The following is a 16,605-nucleotide window of genomic DNA, read 5'->3' as shown; positions in this document are numbered from 1 at the left end:
CACCTCCAGTTCCCCTTTTATTCAAATTCCAGGGATTTTATATAACCGTTGATTTTCATCTCCTCATTGGTGTAATATTCAATCATCAGACGGCTTCCGCCAATGATCACTCGGCAGTTTTTTGCCTGAAGTTTGATGGAACAGTCTGTATACAGGATAATGCTTCGGTAATTTTCTATTACAACGCTATGACGTCCAAGAAAAGATACAAGCACCTCTCCCAGGACCACGTCCTTCGGGAGTTTTAAGGCGGAAGCTGCTTTTTCCTTTGATTCCTCAAACATAATCCCTTTTCTGCCCCTCTCTTTTTATTTTTGCAAAACGATTTAGGGTTTTAATCCCTTTATACTATATGCAAAAAAGATGCGGAACATTCTACGGCCTTAAAAGTCGAAAAAACCCCTGGTCACATAGAAATGCGACCAGGGATTCATCTTTTAACTATTAGTTATATTTACGTTTTCTTGCAGCTTCAGACTTTTTCTTACGTCTAACGCTTGGTTTCTCGTAATGCTCTCTCTTACGAATTTCCTGCTGGATACCTGCTTTTGCACAGTTTCTTTTGAATCTGCGTAAAGCACTATCTAAGGTCTCGTTGTCTTTAACGATAACATTTGACATAGCTCACACCTAACCTCCCTCCAGTTGTGTACTTGTGCATAATACAACTGTTTGGGTATTTTATAGCACTGATATGATTATAGCATAATTTTGCCATACGTCAAGAAAAACTTTTATATTTTTCTTAATGTTTCGCGGATTAATTCAGCTGTTCTGCAACAACTTCCGTAACTTTTTCAAGGCACGCATCCACTCCTGCCGGATTCTTTCCGCCTGCCTGAGCCATATTCGGACGTCCGCCGCCGCCGCCTCCGACTAAGGAAGCAATGGCTTTGATCAAGTTGCCTGCATGGGCTCCCTTCTTCTGCACTTCCTCCGTAACAGTGGCCATCAGATTCACTTTATCATCCTGAACAGAGGCGATTACAATGACTCCGTCGCCTATCTTATCTTTCAGCTGGTCGCCCAGATTGCGGAGTCCATTCATATCCACATCAAGCACCTTTGTGGCAAGGACCTTAACTCCCTTGATCTCTTTTACCTGATCCATTACATTTCCAAGAGAGTCTTTTGCAAGTTTGCTTTTTAACTTTTCATTCTCAGAATGCAGGACTTTTATTTCTTCTAAAAGAGATTCAATTTTTGCCGTCAGGGATGATGGTGTTGTCTTGGCAGTCTTTGCTGCTTCAAGAAGCTCTTTTTCTGTCTCCTGATAATAATGCATCAGGCCGTCTCCGGTCAGGGCTTCGATTCTCCGGACTCCGGCTGCGATACCGGTTTCGGATAAGATCTTAAAAGAGCCGATGACTCCCGTATTGTTAATATGGGTGCCTCCGCAAAGCTCTGTGGAAAAGTCTCCCATTTTTACCACGCGGACCGTATCGCCGTATTTTTCCCCAAACAGTGCCATAGCACCGGATTTTTTGGCTTCCTCTAAAGACATGGTTTCCGTTTTTACAGGAAGAGATTCCTTGATTTTCTCATTCACAAGGGTTTCCACCTGTTCAATTTCCTTAAGTGTCATGGCTGAGAAATGAGTAAAGTCGAAGCGCAGCCTGTCTCCGTCAACGAAGGAACCGGCCTGCTCGACATGATTGCCCAGAACTGCCCTTAAGGCTTTCTGGAGAAGATGGGTTGCACTGTGGTTTTTCCCCGTATTCTGGCGGTTATTTTCACAAACCTTTAAAGTAACCACATCTCCGGTCTGCAGCATTCCCTTTATCATTCTGCCCACATGGCCCACTTTTCCACCCTGTAAATGGATGGTATCTTCCACCTTAAATTCGCCCATATCACTTACGATTCTGCCTACATCGCCCTGCTGGCCTCCCATGGTTCCGTAAAATACGGTCTGTTCCGTCACAATGGTTCCGGTCTCTCCATCGGTAAGCGCCTCCACTAAGTCTGTTTCCGAAGTGAGAACAAGTATTTTGGAATCACAAACCAGCTTATCATAGCCGATAAACTCCGTTGTAATGGCTGGATCAATGGACTGGTACACCGTGACGTCAGCCCCCATGTAATTGGTGGTCTTTCTGGCATTTCTGGCTGTTTCCCTCTGCTTTTGCATAGCAGCTTTAAAGCCGGCTTCATCCACTCCGAAATTCTTTTCTTCCAGAATCTCCAGAGTCAGATCCAGAGGGAATCCGTAGGTATCATATAATTTGAAAGCATTCTCGCCGGATAGGATGGTGATCTTTTCTTTTATCATCTCCTCTTCCAGGTCGCCAAGAATTGCAAGCCCCTGGTCAATGGTCTTGTTGAACTTGTCCTCCTCCTGGGTCAGAACTTTTAAAATCATAGCTTTCTTTTCTTCCAGCTCCGGGTATCCATCCTTTGATAAGTCAATCACGGTGGTGGATAAGTCTGCAAGGAACTTTCCTTCGATTCCCAGAAGTCTTCCATGACGGGCAGCTCTTCTTAAGAGGCGGCGGAGAACATATCCCCGTCCCTCATTGGAGGGCATGATGCCATCGGATATCATAAAGGTACAGGAACGAACGTGGTCTGTGATCAGCCGAAGGGATACATCCACATCAGGATCCTTCTTGTATTCTGTCCGGGCCAGTTCAGCCACGCGGTTTAAAAGAGCTTTTATGGTATCTACATCAAAAATGGAATCCACATCCTGAACAACTACGGCCAGACGTTCCAGTCCCATGCCGGTATCAATGTTTTTCTGCTGTAATTCCTCATAGTTTCCATGGCCGTCATTTTCAAACTGGGTGAATACATTATTCCACACTTCCATATAACGGTCGCATTCACAGCCAACGGTACAGTCTGGCTTGCCGCAGCCATACTTCTCTCCCCTGTCGTAGTAGATCTCAGAACAGGGGCCGCAGGGACCTGCGCCGTGCTCCCAGAAATTGTCTGCCTTTCCAAAGCGGAAAATACGCTCGGGCGCAATGCCGATTTTCTTATTCCAGATTTCGAAGGCCTCATCATCTTCCAGATATACGGAGGGATACAGCCTGTCCGGGTCAAGGCCGACTACCTGGGTCAAAAATTCCCATGACCAGTGAATCGCCTCATCCTTAAAATAATCCCCAAAGGAAAAATTTCCCAGCATCTCAAAGAATGTGCCGTGGCGGGCTGTCTTGCCAACGTTCTCAATATCTCCTGTCCGGATACACTTCTGACAGGTAGTCACCCTTTTTCTTGGCGGGATTTCCTGGCCTGTAAAATATGGCTTAAGGGGAGCCATGCCCGAGTTGATTAACAACAAGCTGTTATCATTATGCGGAACCAGGGAGAAGCTTTTCATAGCCAGATGTCCCTTACTCTCAAAAAATTCAAGGAACATTCTCCTCAGTTCATTCACACCGTAGTTCTTCACGTTACTGTCCTCCGTTTGCTATTTTGTCTCTTTCGTCGCATTGCCGCTGTTTACGGCATCTTTATGATCTCTGTATTTCTTGCCGCATACGATACCGCCCCATGCAAGAAACAGGAAGAACAGGAATTTTATTGCGGTCTCCAATAAACTTGCAAATATTGCTGTCATATTTTTTCCTCCCAAAAATTCATATAATATCACTCATTTTACTATCCTATCATATGGGATTTTATTTATCAAGATGTTGCTATGGAAATTTTTTAACTCAAAATAAAAAAGTACGGTAAATGCCGTACTTTTTACTGTTCATCTTTTAAAGAAAGAACATCCATGTATTCTTCTACCAGATCATAGGCCCGTGCCCTTGTGGACTCTGCCATGGAAGCCGTATACTCAACCTCTTCCAGGCTTCCGCCGCTGTATTTTTTTGCTGCATCCTCTGCCTTTGCATCCCTGCTTTTGATCCATTCCTGCTGTGAAGTTTCCAGTGTCTTCTTATCTTCGTCAGTCAGCCCTTCTATAATAGCGGCATAAATCGCATTCTGTTCCCTGTTCCACAGCTTGAATTCTTTATCCACCAGGACCTTCATGGAGTAGGTATTGGAATCTCCTGATTCCTCCCGCATCTTTTTGATCTGGGCATCCAGTTCCAGCAAATGCTTTTGATAATAGGCTGCACCTTCCGCGGGAGCGGCAGCATTCGCCTGCCTGCTTTTTAAATCCGGGCTTATGGGAGAGATTACGGTTTCCTCTATGGAAGCCTCGTTCGAGCTTTCCGCTGCCTGGGGGGCCGGTGCTGCCTGATCAGGAACTGCATCGCTTTTCATTCGAAGTTCGGCATCTGCCGGCTGGGCTTTATTCTCCACAGCGGTCTCGGCATTAGGGGTGGCTGCCGGACCGGCTTTCCTCATCTTTGATTCTTCTGCGGTAGCAGGCGCTTCCTGGGGAGCCGCCATATCCGCTGAGAACAATTCCGGCGTTCCGCCATAGCCTTTTGCTTCAACTTGGTCATCCGGAATTTCGGAGTTTGAAAGTCCGGTAATTCCCAAAGGATCCGAAACATTTTCCTTGCTTTTTACAAATGTGGTTGTGGCAAGGGTTATGAGGATCCCGATGACCAGAATGCTTCCAATTACAATCCAAATTCCTCTATTTTTATTCATGAAATATCATCCTAACCTATTTGATGAAAATAACATAGCACAAATAAAAAAGAAAGAAAATAGGAAATCGCAATTAGTAAGACATTGTAAGAGATATGTAAGTTTTTGGCATTTCCCAATGCTTGCCATATCATATCCCTTCGTCGACCTGCAGATCATCTCCATCCGCAGCACTTGTGGCAAGCACATCACACCGTTCATTCTGGGGGTGACCGGCATGTCCCTTTACCCAGTGAAAAGTCACCTGATGAGGTTCCATGGCCTTTAACAGCCTTTCCCATAGATCAATGTTCTTTACAGGGCCGCTTTTGCCTCTCTTCCAGTTGTTTTTTACCCAGTTCTCAATCCAATGCTGATTAAATGCGTCTGTCACATATTTGGAATCAGAGTATAGTTCTACCTGACAAGGTCTGGTAAGCGCTTCCAGACCTGCAATGGCCGCCATAAGTTCCATACGGTTGTTGGTGGTTTTTACATATCCCGCCGACATGGTTTTTTCGTGGAGCTGCCCTTTGGAATCAGTAAATTGCAAAACCGCGCCATAGCCTCCTGGCCCGTCGGGGTTTCCTCTTGCAGCTCCGTCGGTAAATAATTGTACTTTCGTCACTTTCTTTTGTTCTCCTTATCTATCCCATTTATCACATAAAGAATTAATTTGATCCGCAAATTTGGCAAGATCCTTATTGGCTCCGCCTTCGTTATGACGGATAACCTGCAAAAGCCTTTCGCCGGCAGCAAAAAGCCTTCCATAAACACCCACTGGTTTTTTTGAGATTTCCGGTCCTTTGACAACTGCGATGCCCTCTGTCTCATCGAGCCATCTCCCAAGGGAAAGATCATAAACAGATCCGGAGTGAGGGGCCTTTGCCCTGTATCCGTAATCTTTCTCAAGGAGCTGCTCAAAGGAGCTGCAAACCAGGTCATCACCGTGTACCAGAAATACTTGTCGCGGTTTTTCTTCAAAAGCGTTCAACCAGGCAATCAATCCTTCCATATCTGCGTGGGAACTCATTCCCTCCATCTGTTCTATATGGGCTTCCACCTGAATGGTTTCGCCAAACAGCCTTACTTCGCTGCAGCCTTCGATCAGGCTCCTTCCCAAGGTTCCTATGGACTGGTATCCGGTGAAAACGATCGTGCATGACCGTCTCCATAAATTATGCTTTAAGTGATGGCGGATACGGCCTGCATCACACATGCCTGCCGCTGAGATGATCACTTTTGGTTTTGAATTAAAATTAATGTTCTTGGATTCTTCACTGGTAACCGACAGCTTTAAGCCTGGAAAGGATATGGGGTTGATTCCTTTCATGACCAGTTCCTTTGTTTCTTCATCATAGCAGTCTACCAGATTATCTTTAAAAATATGGGTTGCTTCCACTGCCAGAGGGCTGTCGACATAAACCTCAAACCCATCGTGACCCGTGACCATCTTCTCTGCTTTAATTCGGCGGAACATATAAAGGAGCTCCTGGGTCCTTCCCACTGCAAATGCGGGTATTACCACGTTTCCACCACTGTCAAGGGTCTTTTGGACAATGCCTGCAAGAATGGAAACATGATCCGGTATCACACCGTGAAGCCGGTCTCCGTAGGTGCATTCCATGACCACATAATCCGCCTCTTTTATGTAGTGAGGGTCACGGATTAAGGGCTTGTTCTTGTTGCCGATATCACCGGAAAATACGATTTTTTTTGAGATTCCGCCTTCTGTCATCCAGACTTCAACAGAGGCGGAACCAAGAAGATGGCCTACGTCTATAAAACGGATTGTAAAGCCATCCTCCAGTTCCACCTTTTCGTTGTAATTGTAGGAATGAAACAGCTCCATTACGCCCATGGCATCATTGATTCCGTACAGGGGTTCTTCTTCCGGGAGACCAGCCCGCCTTGCTTTTCTGTTCTTCCATTCTGTTTCAGACTCCTGAATATGGGCGCTGTCCTTCAGCATAATTCCGCAAAGGTCGGCGGTTGCCACGGTGGAGATCACTCGTCCCCGGAACCCTCTTGCATAGATAAAAGGAAGCATTCCTGCGTGATCGATATGGGCATGGGTCAAAAGAACATAATCAATTTCCGCATAGCTGACTGGCAGATCCACATTTACATATTTATCAATCCCCTGCTCCATACCGCAGTCCACAAGGATTTTAAAACCGGCAGCTTCCAGATAATGACAGCTCCCGGTTACCTCGCGGGCTGCGCCGATGAACATTAATTTCATAAAGCCCTCCTTTTGTACCTGTTTTTTGTATTATACCATTAATTTAGATAATAATGCAAATCATACCGCCATTACTATCGTTAATTATTTTTTGGAGGGTGTCCTGAAGTTTTATTTGACAGTCTTCCGTAAGCTGGGATACTTTTTGCTGAATGCCGTCTTCCACGATCTGTTCAATGGATTTTCCAAAGATATTGGTGTTCCATATTCCGTCTTCGCTTTCTCTTGCATTTTCTTTAATGTAAGCGATCAGATCTTCCGCCTGCTGTTCACTTCCGACAATAGGAGCGATCTCCGTCTGTATATGGGCTTTGATTAAATTAATGGAAGGTGCTTCTGCCCGCATTTTTACTCCGTATTTATTTCCGTGCTTAATGACTTCCGGTTCATCCAGTATAATCTCGGACCGTTCCGGAGTCACGATTCCATAACCTTTGAAACGAACCTGGCTCATGGCCTGATTGACCTTTTCGTATTCAGCCTTCATTTTTGCAAGCTCGCTTAAGGTTTGCATCAACTGGTATTCTCCCTCAATCGGGAGTCCTACATAATCGCTTAAAATCTGATAATAATAACTGTCATCCACATCCATGGCAACCGATACGCTGCCGTCGGCCATATTTAAGTTCTGGATCTTGATGGACCGGACGCTTTCTGTTGACCCGTCAAATAAGTCTGATGATACATCCTTCATGTGGGATACTTTTTTTACCATATCTTTTGCAGCCTGGATTACCTGGGCTTTCAGCCAGTGGGTGGCAGGGAGGATCTCAAGCCATTTTGGAATGAAGAAATCCATTTCTGTCACAGGGAATTCCTTTAATACCCGTTCAAGGATGTTATTTACGTCATCCTTCTTTAACTGTTCACAGTTAATGGGCATGACCGTTACCCCGTATTTCTGGCTTATATCTTTTGAAAGAGCCGCTGTTTCCTCAGAATACGGCCTTGCAGAATTGAGCAGAATAATAAATGGTTTCCCCAGGTTTTTTAATTCCTGTACGGTACGCTCTTCTGCAGCTATGTAGTTGGGACGCTTCAGTTCGCCGATGGAACCGTCTGTGGTTATGACTACGCCAATGGTAGAATGGTCATTGATAACCTTTCTGGTTCCTATTTCTGCCGCTTTCGTAAAAGGGATCTCATAATCAAACCAGGGTGTCTTCACAAGCCGTTCTTCATCATTTTCGATGTGGCCGGCAGCACCGTCTACCATAAAGCCTACACAGTCGATCAAGCGGACTTTTGTTTCGATCTCATCTCCCAAACGGATGGTTGCCGCTTCTTTGGGGATGAATTTTGGTTCTGTGGTCATGATGGTTTTTCCTGCCGCACTCTGGGGCAGTTCGTCCCTTGTCTGAGTTTTCTGGTGTTCATCCTCCATGCCCGGCAGAACCATTAATTCCATAAAACGCTTGATAAAAGTCGACTTTCCTGTTCTTACCGGCCCCACAACTCCGATGTAGATTTCTCCGTTGGTTCGGGCTTTGATATCATTGTATACGTTATAATTGTCCATAAAGATTCCCCCTTCTGTGCTGTTATACTATATGCATGGGAGAAAGGATTATTCCCTTTTATTTTTCACGCCGCGTCTCTTTTATAATCGAATTTGGACTGGTGGAAAAGGGTAAATTAAAGGATGGCAAAGCAGCTTTTACACTTCTTTTGCCATCCTTTAAAAATCTGGTATTCTGCGAAAGCTATATGATTATTCGCTTAGATATGCCTTCTTTACCGAATCATTATTCATCAGTTCATGGGCATTGCCGCTTAACACAATGGCCCCTGTTTCCAGAACATACGCGCGGTTTGCAATGGACAAAGCCTTTTTTGCGTTTTGCTCCACCAGCAATACCGTAGTTCCTGACTTGTTGACCTCCTGAATGATATCAAAAATCTCATTCACATAAATTGGGGAAAGGCCCATGGAGGGCTCGTCAAGCACGATCACCTTAGGATGGCTCATCAGTGCACGTCCCATGGCTAACATCTGCTGCTCTCCGCCACTTAAGGTTCCCGCTGGCTGGTTCTTTCTCTCCAGAAGCCTTGGGAAACGTTTGTAGATCATCTGCAGGGTTTCTTCTATCTCATTTTTATCCCGTCTTGTATAAGCGCCCAGCTTTAAATTTTCATAAACGCTTAAAGCTGCAAATACCCGACGTCCTTCCGGTACATGAGCCATACCCATGCCCACAATTTTATCGCCCCGGATTCTTGTGATATCCTGGCCGTCAAACTGGATGGTGCCTGAGGCCGCCTTTAAAAGGCCGGTTATGGTATGAAGGGTCGTGGTTTTTCCAGCGCCGTTAGCGCCGATCAGGGCTACGATCTCACCCTCGTTTACTTCAAAGGAAATATTCTTAAGCGCCTTGATGACGCCATAATATACTTCTAAATCTTTTACTTCAAGTAGTGCCATTCCTTAAGCCTCCTTATTCTCCCAGATATGCCTTGATAACTTCCGGATCATTGAGCACCTCCGCTGTTTTTCCCTGAGTAAGCACCTGGCCGAAATTCAGTACAGTCAGTCTTTCACAGATGCCGGAAACAAGCTTCATATCGTGCTCAATAAGCAGAATGGTCATATCAAAATTATCCCGTACAAAACGTATGGTATCCATAAGCTCTGTGGTTTCGTTGGGATTCATACCGGCTGCCGGCTCATCCAGAAGCAAAAGCTTAGGACCTGTGGCAAGGGCACGGGCGATCTCCAGCTTCCTTTGTTTTCCGTATGGAAGGTTGGAAGCGAGGATATCCTTTTCTTCATCAAGGCCAAATACTTTTAAAAGCTCTATGGCCCGCTGATCCATCTCTTTTTCCACTTTATAGTACTTAGGCAGGCGGAGAATTCCTGTGACCGTCCCATAGGAATAGGTGTTGTGAAGACCGGTCTTAACATTATCAAGAACCGTTAACTCCTTAAACAGACGGATATTCTGAAAGGTTCTTGCGATCCCGGCTCTGTTGATATCCACTGTCTTTTTCCCTGTGATGTTCTCTCCGTCCAAGAAAATAGTGCCTGTATTGGGTTTATATACACCGGTTAAAAGGTTAAAGATCGTGGTTTTCCCGGCACCGTTTGGGCCGATAAGACCATAAAGCTGCCCTTTTTCAATGGTGATGCTGAAATTATCTACGGCGCGCAATCCGCCAAAGGATATTCCAAGATTCTTGATTTCCAGTAAAGCCATGGTTATGCCCTCTCCTTCTCTGCCCTGTTCTTATGAAAAAACCGTTTCCTGAGATCAATTAATTTAGGGCTCCAGTTAAAAATCATCATGACAATCAGAATGATGGCGTAAATCAGCATCCGGTAGGTATTTAAACCTCTCAGAAGCTCCGGAAGCAAAGTTAAGAGAACTGCAGCGATCATGGAACCACGGATATTTCCGATTCCGCCGAGAACCACAAATACAAGAATCATGATGGACTGGTTGTAGCCAAAATTCTTCTGTGTCGCAGTAAGTGCAGAAAGGTTATGGGAGTACAGAACACCAGCCACGCCTGCCAGGGAGGCAGAAATGGTAAAGGCCATTAATTTATATTTTGTAATGTTGATACCAATGGATTCCGCCGCAATGCGGTTATCCCGCACAGACATGATAGCCCGGCCGGATCTGGAATGAATTAAATTCAGAACGATTAACAGCGTGATCAAAATAAGGATTACACCAATGGTAAAGGTGGAATTCTTAGGCGTTCCTGTAATTCCCTGGGCACCGTTTATGATTACAGTCCCCTCTTTTGCCATATTGAGAGCTCCCGCGTTTTTTAAGGAAAAGTGAAGCCCGTCAGCATCTTTTCCAATGTAAACCACATTTATCACATTTTTAATGATTTCTCCAAATGCCAGGGTTACAATCGCCAAATAATCGCCCCGAAGTCTTAAAACCGGAATTCCAACCACAATGCCAGCCAGTGCAGCCGAGAAAGCACCAATTAAAATAGCGAAAAAGAAACGGATCCCCGCGTTTGGAATGGCTTCCAGCATGGCAATGGAAAACAAAGCACTGGAAAAGGCTCCCACACACATGAAACCTGCGTGACCCAGACTCAGTTCTCCAAGAATGCCTACGGTTAAGTTCAAGGATACTGCCATAATGGTATAAATGCACAAGGGCACCAGAAGGCCCTTCATCAGGTTGCTCACCTGGCCTGCATTTACCAGAAGCTGTACGATAATATAGGCAGCGATCACCAGCCCAAAGGTTATCATATTGCTTTTTATTGTCTTATTCAGACGGAAATTTATCTTCATACTTTTTTCCATATCGTCCACCTATACTTTCTCGTTGATCTTCTTACCCAGGATTCCGGTTGGCTTTACAAGAAGAACGACAATAAGGACTCCAAATACGATGGCATCGGAAAGCTGGGAAGAAATATAAGCTTTGCTTAAGTTTTCAATGACACCCAGCAAAAGTCCGCCGATAAACGCTCCCGGAATGGAGCCAATCCCGCCAAATACAGCAGCCACGAATGCCTTAATGCCTGGCATGGAGCCGGTATAGGGGGTAAGAGTCGGATAAGCGGAACAAAGTAGCGCACCGGCCACAGCAGCCAGGGCCGAGCCGATGGCAAAAGTAAGGGCAATGGTTCCGTCCACATTAATTCCCATGAGCTGGGCGGCTCCCTTATCTTCCGATACGGCAAGCATGGCCTGTCCTGCTCTTGTCTTTCTGATAAACATCGTCAGACCGATCATAATGATGATACAGCTGATGATCGTAACAATGGTCTCTCCTGAAATAATCAGCTTTCCCTGGGAAAGCTTAAGAGCCGGAACTGTTACGACAGAAGTAAAGGATTTCGGATTAGAACCAAAAACGAGCAGTGCGATGTTTTGGAGCAGGTAGCTCACACCGATTGCCGTGATCAGAACCGCAAGTGGGCTTGCCATACGGAGAGGACGGTAAGCGACCCCCTCAATGACAACGCCAAGAACCGTGCATAGGATCACTGCAAGAAGTATGCCGGCAACCGGGCCTAAGCCCATTGTGCTGACAACTGTGAACACCACGTATCCTCCAATCATAATTACATCGCCATGAGCAAAATTAAGCATCTTGGCAATGCCATATACCATGGTATACCCCAAGGCAATGATCGCATAAACACTGCCCAGACTTAGACCATTAATAAAATAGGATATGAAACTCATCATACCATCGCACCTCATTCGTTGTTTATTTTAAAAGAAGAGAGTCGTCCTCTGGACGACCCTCTATTGGGTCATTTACCAAATGAATGAAATTCAGTAATTACATCGCTGTATAAACACCATTTACGATCTTAACTGCTTTTGGTGCCTTATCCGGTTCTCCGTCTTTGGACCACTTCATGTTTTCGCCTGTTAAGCCGTTAACAGAAACTTCTGTCATAGATGTCTTTAACGCATCGCAGATTGCAGAAGCATCCATATCTGCTGTAATTGCAGCCTTTTCAGCAGCAGCCTTGATGGCGTAAACCGCATCATAACCATCAGCAGCAAACTGGTTTGGTGTTTCGCCGTATTTCTCCTTAAATGTAGTAACGAACTTCTGGGTCAGTTCATCCTTTGCATCAGCAGCAAATGGTGTCAGAAGCATTACGTTTTCAGCTAAGGAAGTATCAAAATTTTCTACGGTTAAAAGTCCGTCAAGTCCATCACAGCCAAAGAACTGTGGCTCGTATCCCATCTGCTTTGCCTGTGCAAGGATTAAGGCAGCCTGAGAATAATAAATCGGAAGGAATACAAGCTCTGCGCCTGAATCCTGTGCCTTCTGAAGCTGTACGGAGAAGTTGGTATTGTTGTCTGCGGTAAATGCCTCATCTGACACAATTTCAAATCCCTGGTTAGCTGCTTCAGAGAGGAATTTATCATGGATACCGGTTGAATAAACATCGGAGCTGTCATAAATAACAGCGACCTTGGTAGCCAGCTTGTTCTCACCAATGTACTGTGCGGAAGCTGCTCCTTGGTTTGGATCAGAGAAGCATACACGGAACTGGTTGTCAAATTTGGCGCAGTCTACGGCTGAACCGGAAGGAGTGAGCTGGAAAATGTTATCGTTACTGGATTCCGCACCTACTGCGATACAGGGAGCGGAGGTAACAGTACCAACTAACATCTGCATACCCCAATCCTTTAAGGTATTGTACGCATTTACTGCTTTTTCCGTATCGTTTTCATCATCCTGGAAGCTGTACTCAATCTGAGTCCCATTGATTCCGCCGTTAGCGTTGATCTCGTCAATGGCTAATTCCGCACCGCGCATAACAGCCTGTCCGTAAATCGCTGTGCTTCCAGTGATCGGTCCGATACCACCGATTTTAAAGGAACCTTCTCCAGAAGCCTTTGCTGCTTCCGAGGACTCTCCTGATGCCGCTTTTTCCCCGGCGGCGGTGGTTTCTGAAGTCTTGCCGCTTCCGCAGGCAGTTAAAGATGCTGCCAAAGCAACTGCCATGACAAGGCTCAGTAACTTCTTCATAGATTTTTTCATAATCCATTCCTCCTCATATAACGTTTTATATATACGTGTCCGTTGGTAATATTTACTTGATAACGGCAGATAATGCACACCGGAATCCAGCAAATCTTCTGTTCAATGAGCCAGGGGCAGATCGAACTTCGTTGACGTATACATAGTCTTTATAATAAAATGGCTTTTAAAAAAAGTCAACTGATTTTAATTTAAATATAAAAAAATCGACATGTTTCTTTTTTCCTGCCTGCACATGAGGAATGCTTCTCCATTAATCCCAGGGCAGATCAGAACTTTCAATGGTCTTATCCCTAAGCATTAAATCCTTGACCGCTTCAGAGGCTGGTTTGTTATGAAATAAAACTGCATTTACCTGCTCCACAATCGGCATGGAAACACCGTATTTTTCCGACAGAGCCAGAGCTGCTTTGGCAGAATAAATGCCTTCTACCACCATCTTCACTTCTTTTGTGGCTTCCTCCATGGTCTTTCCCTGGCCGATCAGGATTCCTGCTCTCCGGTTCCGGCTGTGCATACTTGCACAGGTTACGATCAGATCTCCGATTCCGGATAAGCCGCAAAAAGTTTGAAATTTACCGCCCATTTCTGTGCCCAGCCTGGATATCTCGGCAATGCCCCTTGTGATCAGAGCTGCTTTTGTGTTATCACCATAGCCAAGTCCATCTGCGATACCGGCAGCAAGGGCGATGACATTTTTGATGGAGCCTCCAAGCTCGATTCCCAGGATGTCAGGACTTGTGTAAACCCTGAAAACCTCACTCATAAAAATTCCCTGAATGTATTCCGCTGTCTTTCTGGTACGGGCACCTGCCACACAAGTGGTGGGGAGGTTTTTGCTCACCTCTTCCGCATGGCTTGGTCCGGAAAGGACCGCCACATCTGCCATGGGAAGCTCTTCTTCCAATATTTCGGAGAGGGTCATAAGAGAGGATTCTTCAATTCCCTTTGCAACGTTGACCACTACCTGACCATATCTGCAAAATGAATTCATCTTTCTTGCCGTTGAACGGACATAAACGGAAGGAACTGCCGTTACAAGAAGATCCCTCCCTGTCATGGCTTCTTCTAAGTCTTCCGTAAAAGTCATATCCTCAGTCAGCACCAGATCCGGCAGGGTATGATGCCTTTGGGTCGATCTCATCTCCGAAATTTCCTCAGGAAGAGCAGACCAGACGGTCACCTCATGCCCATTATTATATAGAAGAGCTGCAAGCGCTATTCCCCAGCTCCCAGATCCGATCACTCCGATTTTAGCCATTTTCTTCACCTCATGTTATTTTTTTCCTGATCCAAAGGAAATTTTATTCTCTCTGCCGCGGACAAGGCGTCCAATATTTGCCCGGTGGCGCCAGAACGCCTGACCGCTTATCAGTGCTGTCACTATGTAGAATTCGGGCAATAATCTTTGATCAAGACCATACGCGCCCATCATTCCAAAGACGAACAGCCATATTAGAAAAATTGTTGCGACCACCAGAGAACCAAGAGAAACATATCTTGTAACAGCGACGATCAAAACAAATGCCACCAGGCATAAAAGCATCATTCTTAAATCAGTAGCTACAATCAGCCCGGCTGTGGCAGCAATGCCCTTGCCGCCTTTAAAATTAAGATAGAATGGATAATTATGGCCCAGGATTACGCCAAAACCAGTATACAATATCAGAAGATAAATCATCTCCGGCTGGGACCGGAACAGGACCCGGATCATCAGGCAAGGCAGCAATGACTTTAAGAAATCGCCTAAAAAGACCACTGCTCCGGCCTTTGGCCCCATAACCCTCAAGGCGTTGGTCGTGCCGGAATTACCGCTTCCGTGATTGCGGATGTCAATTTTATGAGCCTTTCCGTAAAAATAACCGGACTGTATGAGTCCGAATAAATAACCTGCAATAAGACAGATGATTCGCTCCATACGATTATTCCTTTCCGCTTCTTTCTCTGTATATAAACTTAAGGGAGGTTCCCTTAAAACCGAATGCTTCCCGGATCTTATTCTCTAAATATCTGGTATAGGAAAAGTGAGTCAATTCCTTGTCGTTTACAAAGATTACAAAAGTCGGAGGCTTTACAGCAACCTGGGTGATATAATATAGTCTTAACCGCTTGCCCTTATCGGACGGGGGCTGCTGAAGTGCCACGGCTTCTGACATGATTTCATTTAGAACTCCGGTAGCTACCCGAAGAGTCTGGTTCTCCCGAACCATATCAATCACCTCGAACAGCTTATTCATTCTTTGGCCGGTTTTTGCAGAGATAAATAAGTATTCTGCATAAGGCATAAAGGATAAAGTATTCTTGATCTTGTTTGTATATTCATAGATGGTCTTATCGTTCTTTTCAATGGCATCCCATTTGTTGACCGCAACAACGATGCCCTTTCCACGATCATGGGCAATACCCGCAATTTTTGCATCCTGTTCGGTTACGCCTTCTTCCGCGTCAATGACCACTACCACAACATCGGCACGTTCAACTGCCGTAACGGTACGGATGATGCTGTAGCGCTCCAGTTCCTCTTTGATCTTACTCTTCCGTCTCAGACCAGCTGTATCAATGAACACATATTCCGTGCCATTATGAACGATCTCCGTATCCACCGCATCCCTGGTAGTGCCTGCAATATTGGAAACAATGACCCGGTTTTCTCCCAGAAGCTGATTTATAATAGAAGATTTGCCTACGTTTGGCTTTCCCACAATTGCAATTCTCGGCCTGTCATCCTCTTCTTCCTCTGTATCAAAGGCGCCAAAATGCTTTGCCACCTCATCAAGAAGATCTCCAAGGCCCAGTCTGGAAGCAGCAGAAACAGGGACCGGATCCCCGATTCCTAGGTTATAGAACTCGTATACATCATTCCCGAACTTCTGGAAGCTGTCCACTTTATTGACAGCAAGGACGATGGGCTTTTTGGATTTCCGAAGCATATCTGCGACCTTGGAATCCGAATCAACAAGTCCCTGACGGACATCCACGATAAATATGATAACATCTGCAGTGGCAATGGCGATCTCCGCCTGCTCCCTCATCTGGGATAAGATAATGTCGCTGCTGTCCGGCTCAATACCCCCTGTATCAATCAGTGTAAAATTCATATCCAGCCAGGTGCAGTCTGCATAGATCCGGTCCCTGGTAACGCCTGGTGTGTCCTTTACAATAGAAATGGTCTCACCGGCTAAAACATTAAACAACGTAGACTTTCCCACATTGGGGCGGCCTACGATGGCAACTACTGGTTTACTCATATGTTATTTCCTTTCTTCTTGTTGTCCATGTTTTTGGGACATAAAGGTTCTTGCATAAAGGGATACCCGCAGGGTATTTCCCCTT

General features: G+C 45.4%; 16 protein-coding genes. All 16 read right to left on the bottom strand.

The window, feature by feature from the left end; genetic code table 11:
• Positions 1–17: 17 nt before the first annotated feature.
• The gene (locus H171_RS07675) at positions 18–284 is read right to left on the bottom strand and encodes a YabP/YqfC family sporulation protein (RefSeq protein WP_025233186.1); all 267 of its coding nucleotides are present in this window, start codon (positions 282–284) and stop codon (positions 18–20) included.
• 160 nt (positions 285–444) lie between these two features.
• Entirely contained in the window at positions 445–621 is a 177-nt protein-coding gene (gene rpsU, locus H171_RS07670) for a 30S ribosomal protein S21 (protein WP_008975787.1), read from the bottom strand.
• Between the two features lie 139 nt (positions 622–760).
• Positions 761–3,367 carry an alanine--tRNA ligase gene (gene alaS, locus H171_RS07665; RefSeq protein ID WP_242977080.1) on the bottom strand — a complete coding sequence of 869 codons (2,607 nt, stop codon included), beginning with the start codon at positions 3,365–3,367 and terminating at the stop codon, positions 761–763.
• Positions 3,368–3,418: 51 nt separating this feature from the next.
• A complete protein-coding gene (locus tag H171_RS24295) occupies positions 3,419–3,568 on the bottom strand; it encodes a hypothetical protein (RefSeq protein WP_166433184.1) in 150 nt (49 codons plus the stop codon).
• Positions 3,569–3,699: 131 nt separating this feature from the next.
• Complete coding sequence (locus H171_RS07660) at positions 3,700–4,563, bottom strand: lysozyme inhibitor LprI family protein (protein WP_100304604.1); 864 nt, start codon at positions 4,561–4,563, stop codon at positions 3,700–3,702.
• A gap of 130 nt (positions 4,564–4,693) precedes the next feature.
• Positions 4,694–5,170, bottom strand: coding sequence for a ribonuclease HI (gene rnhA, locus H171_RS07655; RefSeq protein ID WP_100304603.1), 477 nt, complete (start codon positions 5,168–5,170; stop codon positions 4,694–4,696).
• Positions 5,171–5,185: 15 nt separating this feature from the next.
• A complete protein-coding gene (locus tag H171_RS07650; RefSeq protein WP_100304602.1) occupies positions 5,186–6,787 on the bottom strand; it encodes an MBL fold metallo-hydrolase RNA specificity domain-containing protein in 1,602 nt (533 codons plus the stop codon).
• 43 nt (positions 6,788–6,830) lie between these two features.
• Entirely contained in the window at positions 6,831–8,306 is a 1,476-nt protein-coding gene (gene spoIVA, locus H171_RS07645) for a stage IV sporulation protein A (protein WP_100304601.1), read from the bottom strand.
• Positions 8,307–8,498: 192 nt separating this feature from the next.
• The gene (locus H171_RS07640) at positions 8,499–9,209 is read right to left on the bottom strand and encodes an ABC transporter ATP-binding protein (protein ID WP_025233192.1); all 711 of its coding nucleotides are present in this window, start codon (positions 9,207–9,209) and stop codon (positions 8,499–8,501) included.
• Positions 9,210–9,222: 13 nt separating this feature from the next.
• Positions 9,223–9,981, bottom strand: coding sequence for an ABC transporter ATP-binding protein (locus tag H171_RS07635; RefSeq protein ID WP_100304600.1), 759 nt, complete (start codon positions 9,979–9,981; stop codon positions 9,223–9,225).
• Positions 9,982–9,983: 2 nt separating this feature from the next.
• Entirely contained in the window at positions 9,984–11,060 is a 1,077-nt protein-coding gene (locus H171_RS07630) for a branched-chain amino acid ABC transporter permease (protein ID WP_100304599.1), read from the bottom strand.
• 9 nt (positions 11,061–11,069) lie between these two features.
• Positions 11,070–11,951 carry a branched-chain amino acid ABC transporter permease gene (locus H171_RS07625; RefSeq protein WP_100307462.1) on the bottom strand — a complete coding sequence of 294 codons (882 nt, stop codon included), beginning with the start codon at positions 11,949–11,951 and terminating at the stop codon, positions 11,070–11,072.
• Between the two features lie 100 nt (positions 11,952–12,051).
• On the bottom strand, positions 12,052–13,272 hold the full coding sequence (locus tag H171_RS07620) for an ABC transporter substrate-binding protein (protein WP_100304598.1): 1,221 nt from the start codon (positions 13,270–13,272) through the stop codon (positions 12,052–12,054).
• Positions 13,273–13,525: 253 nt separating this feature from the next.
• Positions 13,526–14,533 carry an NAD(P)H-dependent glycerol-3-phosphate dehydrogenase gene (locus H171_RS07615; protein WP_100304597.1) on the bottom strand — a complete coding sequence of 336 codons (1,008 nt, stop codon included), beginning with the start codon at positions 14,531–14,533 and terminating at the stop codon, positions 13,526–13,528.
• Positions 14,534–14,548: 15 nt separating this feature from the next.
• A complete protein-coding gene (gene plsY, locus H171_RS07610) occupies positions 14,549–15,190 on the bottom strand; it encodes a glycerol-3-phosphate 1-O-acyltransferase PlsY (RefSeq protein ID WP_100304596.1) in 642 nt (213 codons plus the stop codon).
• A 4-nt stretch (positions 15,191–15,194) separates the two neighbouring features.
• Positions 15,195–16,520 (bottom strand): ribosome biogenesis GTPase Der, encoded by a 1,326-nt coding sequence (gene der / locus H171_RS07605; protein WP_100304595.1) that lies wholly within the window; start codon positions 16,518–16,520, stop codon positions 15,195–15,197.
• Positions 16,521–16,605 lie beyond the last annotated feature (85 nt).

Source organism: [Clostridium] celerecrescens 18A (assembly GCF_002797975.1).
In the GTDB taxonomy this organism is placed as follows: Bacteria; Bacillota; Clostridia; order Lachnospirales; family Lachnospiraceae; genus Lacrimispora; species Lacrimispora celerecrescens.
The sequence above is the reverse complement of the archived record's forward strand: the minus strand, read 5'-3'. Positions and strand labels throughout refer to the sequence as shown.

Coding starts and splice junctions, on each gene's coding strand:
- H171_RS07625 (WP_100307462.1), bottom strand. CDS start 11,951: ATGAGTTTCATATCCTATTTTATTAATGGTCTAAGTCTGGGCAGTGTT.
- H171_RS07630 (WP_100304599.1), bottom strand. CDS start 11,060: ATGGAAAAAAGTATGAAGATAAATTTCCGTCTGAATAAGACAATAAAA.
- H171_RS07660 (WP_100304604.1), bottom strand. CDS start 4,563: ATGAATAAAAATAGAGGAATTTGGATTGTAATTGGAAGCATTCTGGTC.
- H171_RS07615 (WP_100304597.1), bottom strand. CDS start 14,533: ATGGCTAAAATCGGAGTGATCGGATCTGGGAGCTGGGGAATAGCGCTT.
- spoIVA (WP_100304601.1), bottom strand. CDS start 8,306: ATGGACAATTATAACGTATACAATGATATCAAAGCCCGAACCAACGGA.
- plsY (WP_100304596.1), bottom strand. CDS start 15,190: ATGGAGCGAATCATCTGTCTTATTGCAGGTTATTTATTCGGACTCATA.
- H171_RS07640 (WP_025233192.1), bottom strand. CDS start 9,209: ATGGCACTACTTGAAGTAAAAGATTTAGAAGTATATTATGGCGTCATC.
- H171_RS07675 (WP_025233186.1), bottom strand. CDS start 284: ATGTTTGAGGAATCAAAGGAAAAAGCAGCTTCCGCCTTAAAACTCCCG.
- alaS (WP_242977080.1), bottom strand. CDS start 3,367: ATGTTCCTTGAATTTTTTGAGAGTAAGGGACATCTGGCTATGAAAAGC.
- der (WP_100304595.1), bottom strand. CDS start 16,520: ATGAGTAAACCAGTAGTTGCCATCGTAGGCCGCCCCAATGTGGGAAAG.
- H171_RS07650 (WP_100304602.1), bottom strand. CDS start 6,787: ATGAAATTAATGTTCATCGGCGCAGCCCGCGAGGTAACCGGGAGCTGT.
- rpsU (WP_008975787.1), bottom strand. CDS start 621: ATGTCAAATGTTATCGTTAAAGACAACGAGACCTTAGATAGTGCTTTA.
- H171_RS24295 (WP_166433184.1), bottom strand. CDS start 3,568: ATGACAGCAATATTTGCAAGTTTATTGGAGACCGCAATAAAATTCCTG.
- H171_RS07620 (WP_100304598.1), bottom strand. CDS start 13,272: ATGAAAAAATCTATGAAGAAGTTACTGAGCCTTGTCATGGCAGTTGCT.
- H171_RS07635 (WP_100304600.1), bottom strand. CDS start 9,981: ATGGCTTTACTGGAAATCAAGAATCTTGGAATATCCTTTGGCGGATTG.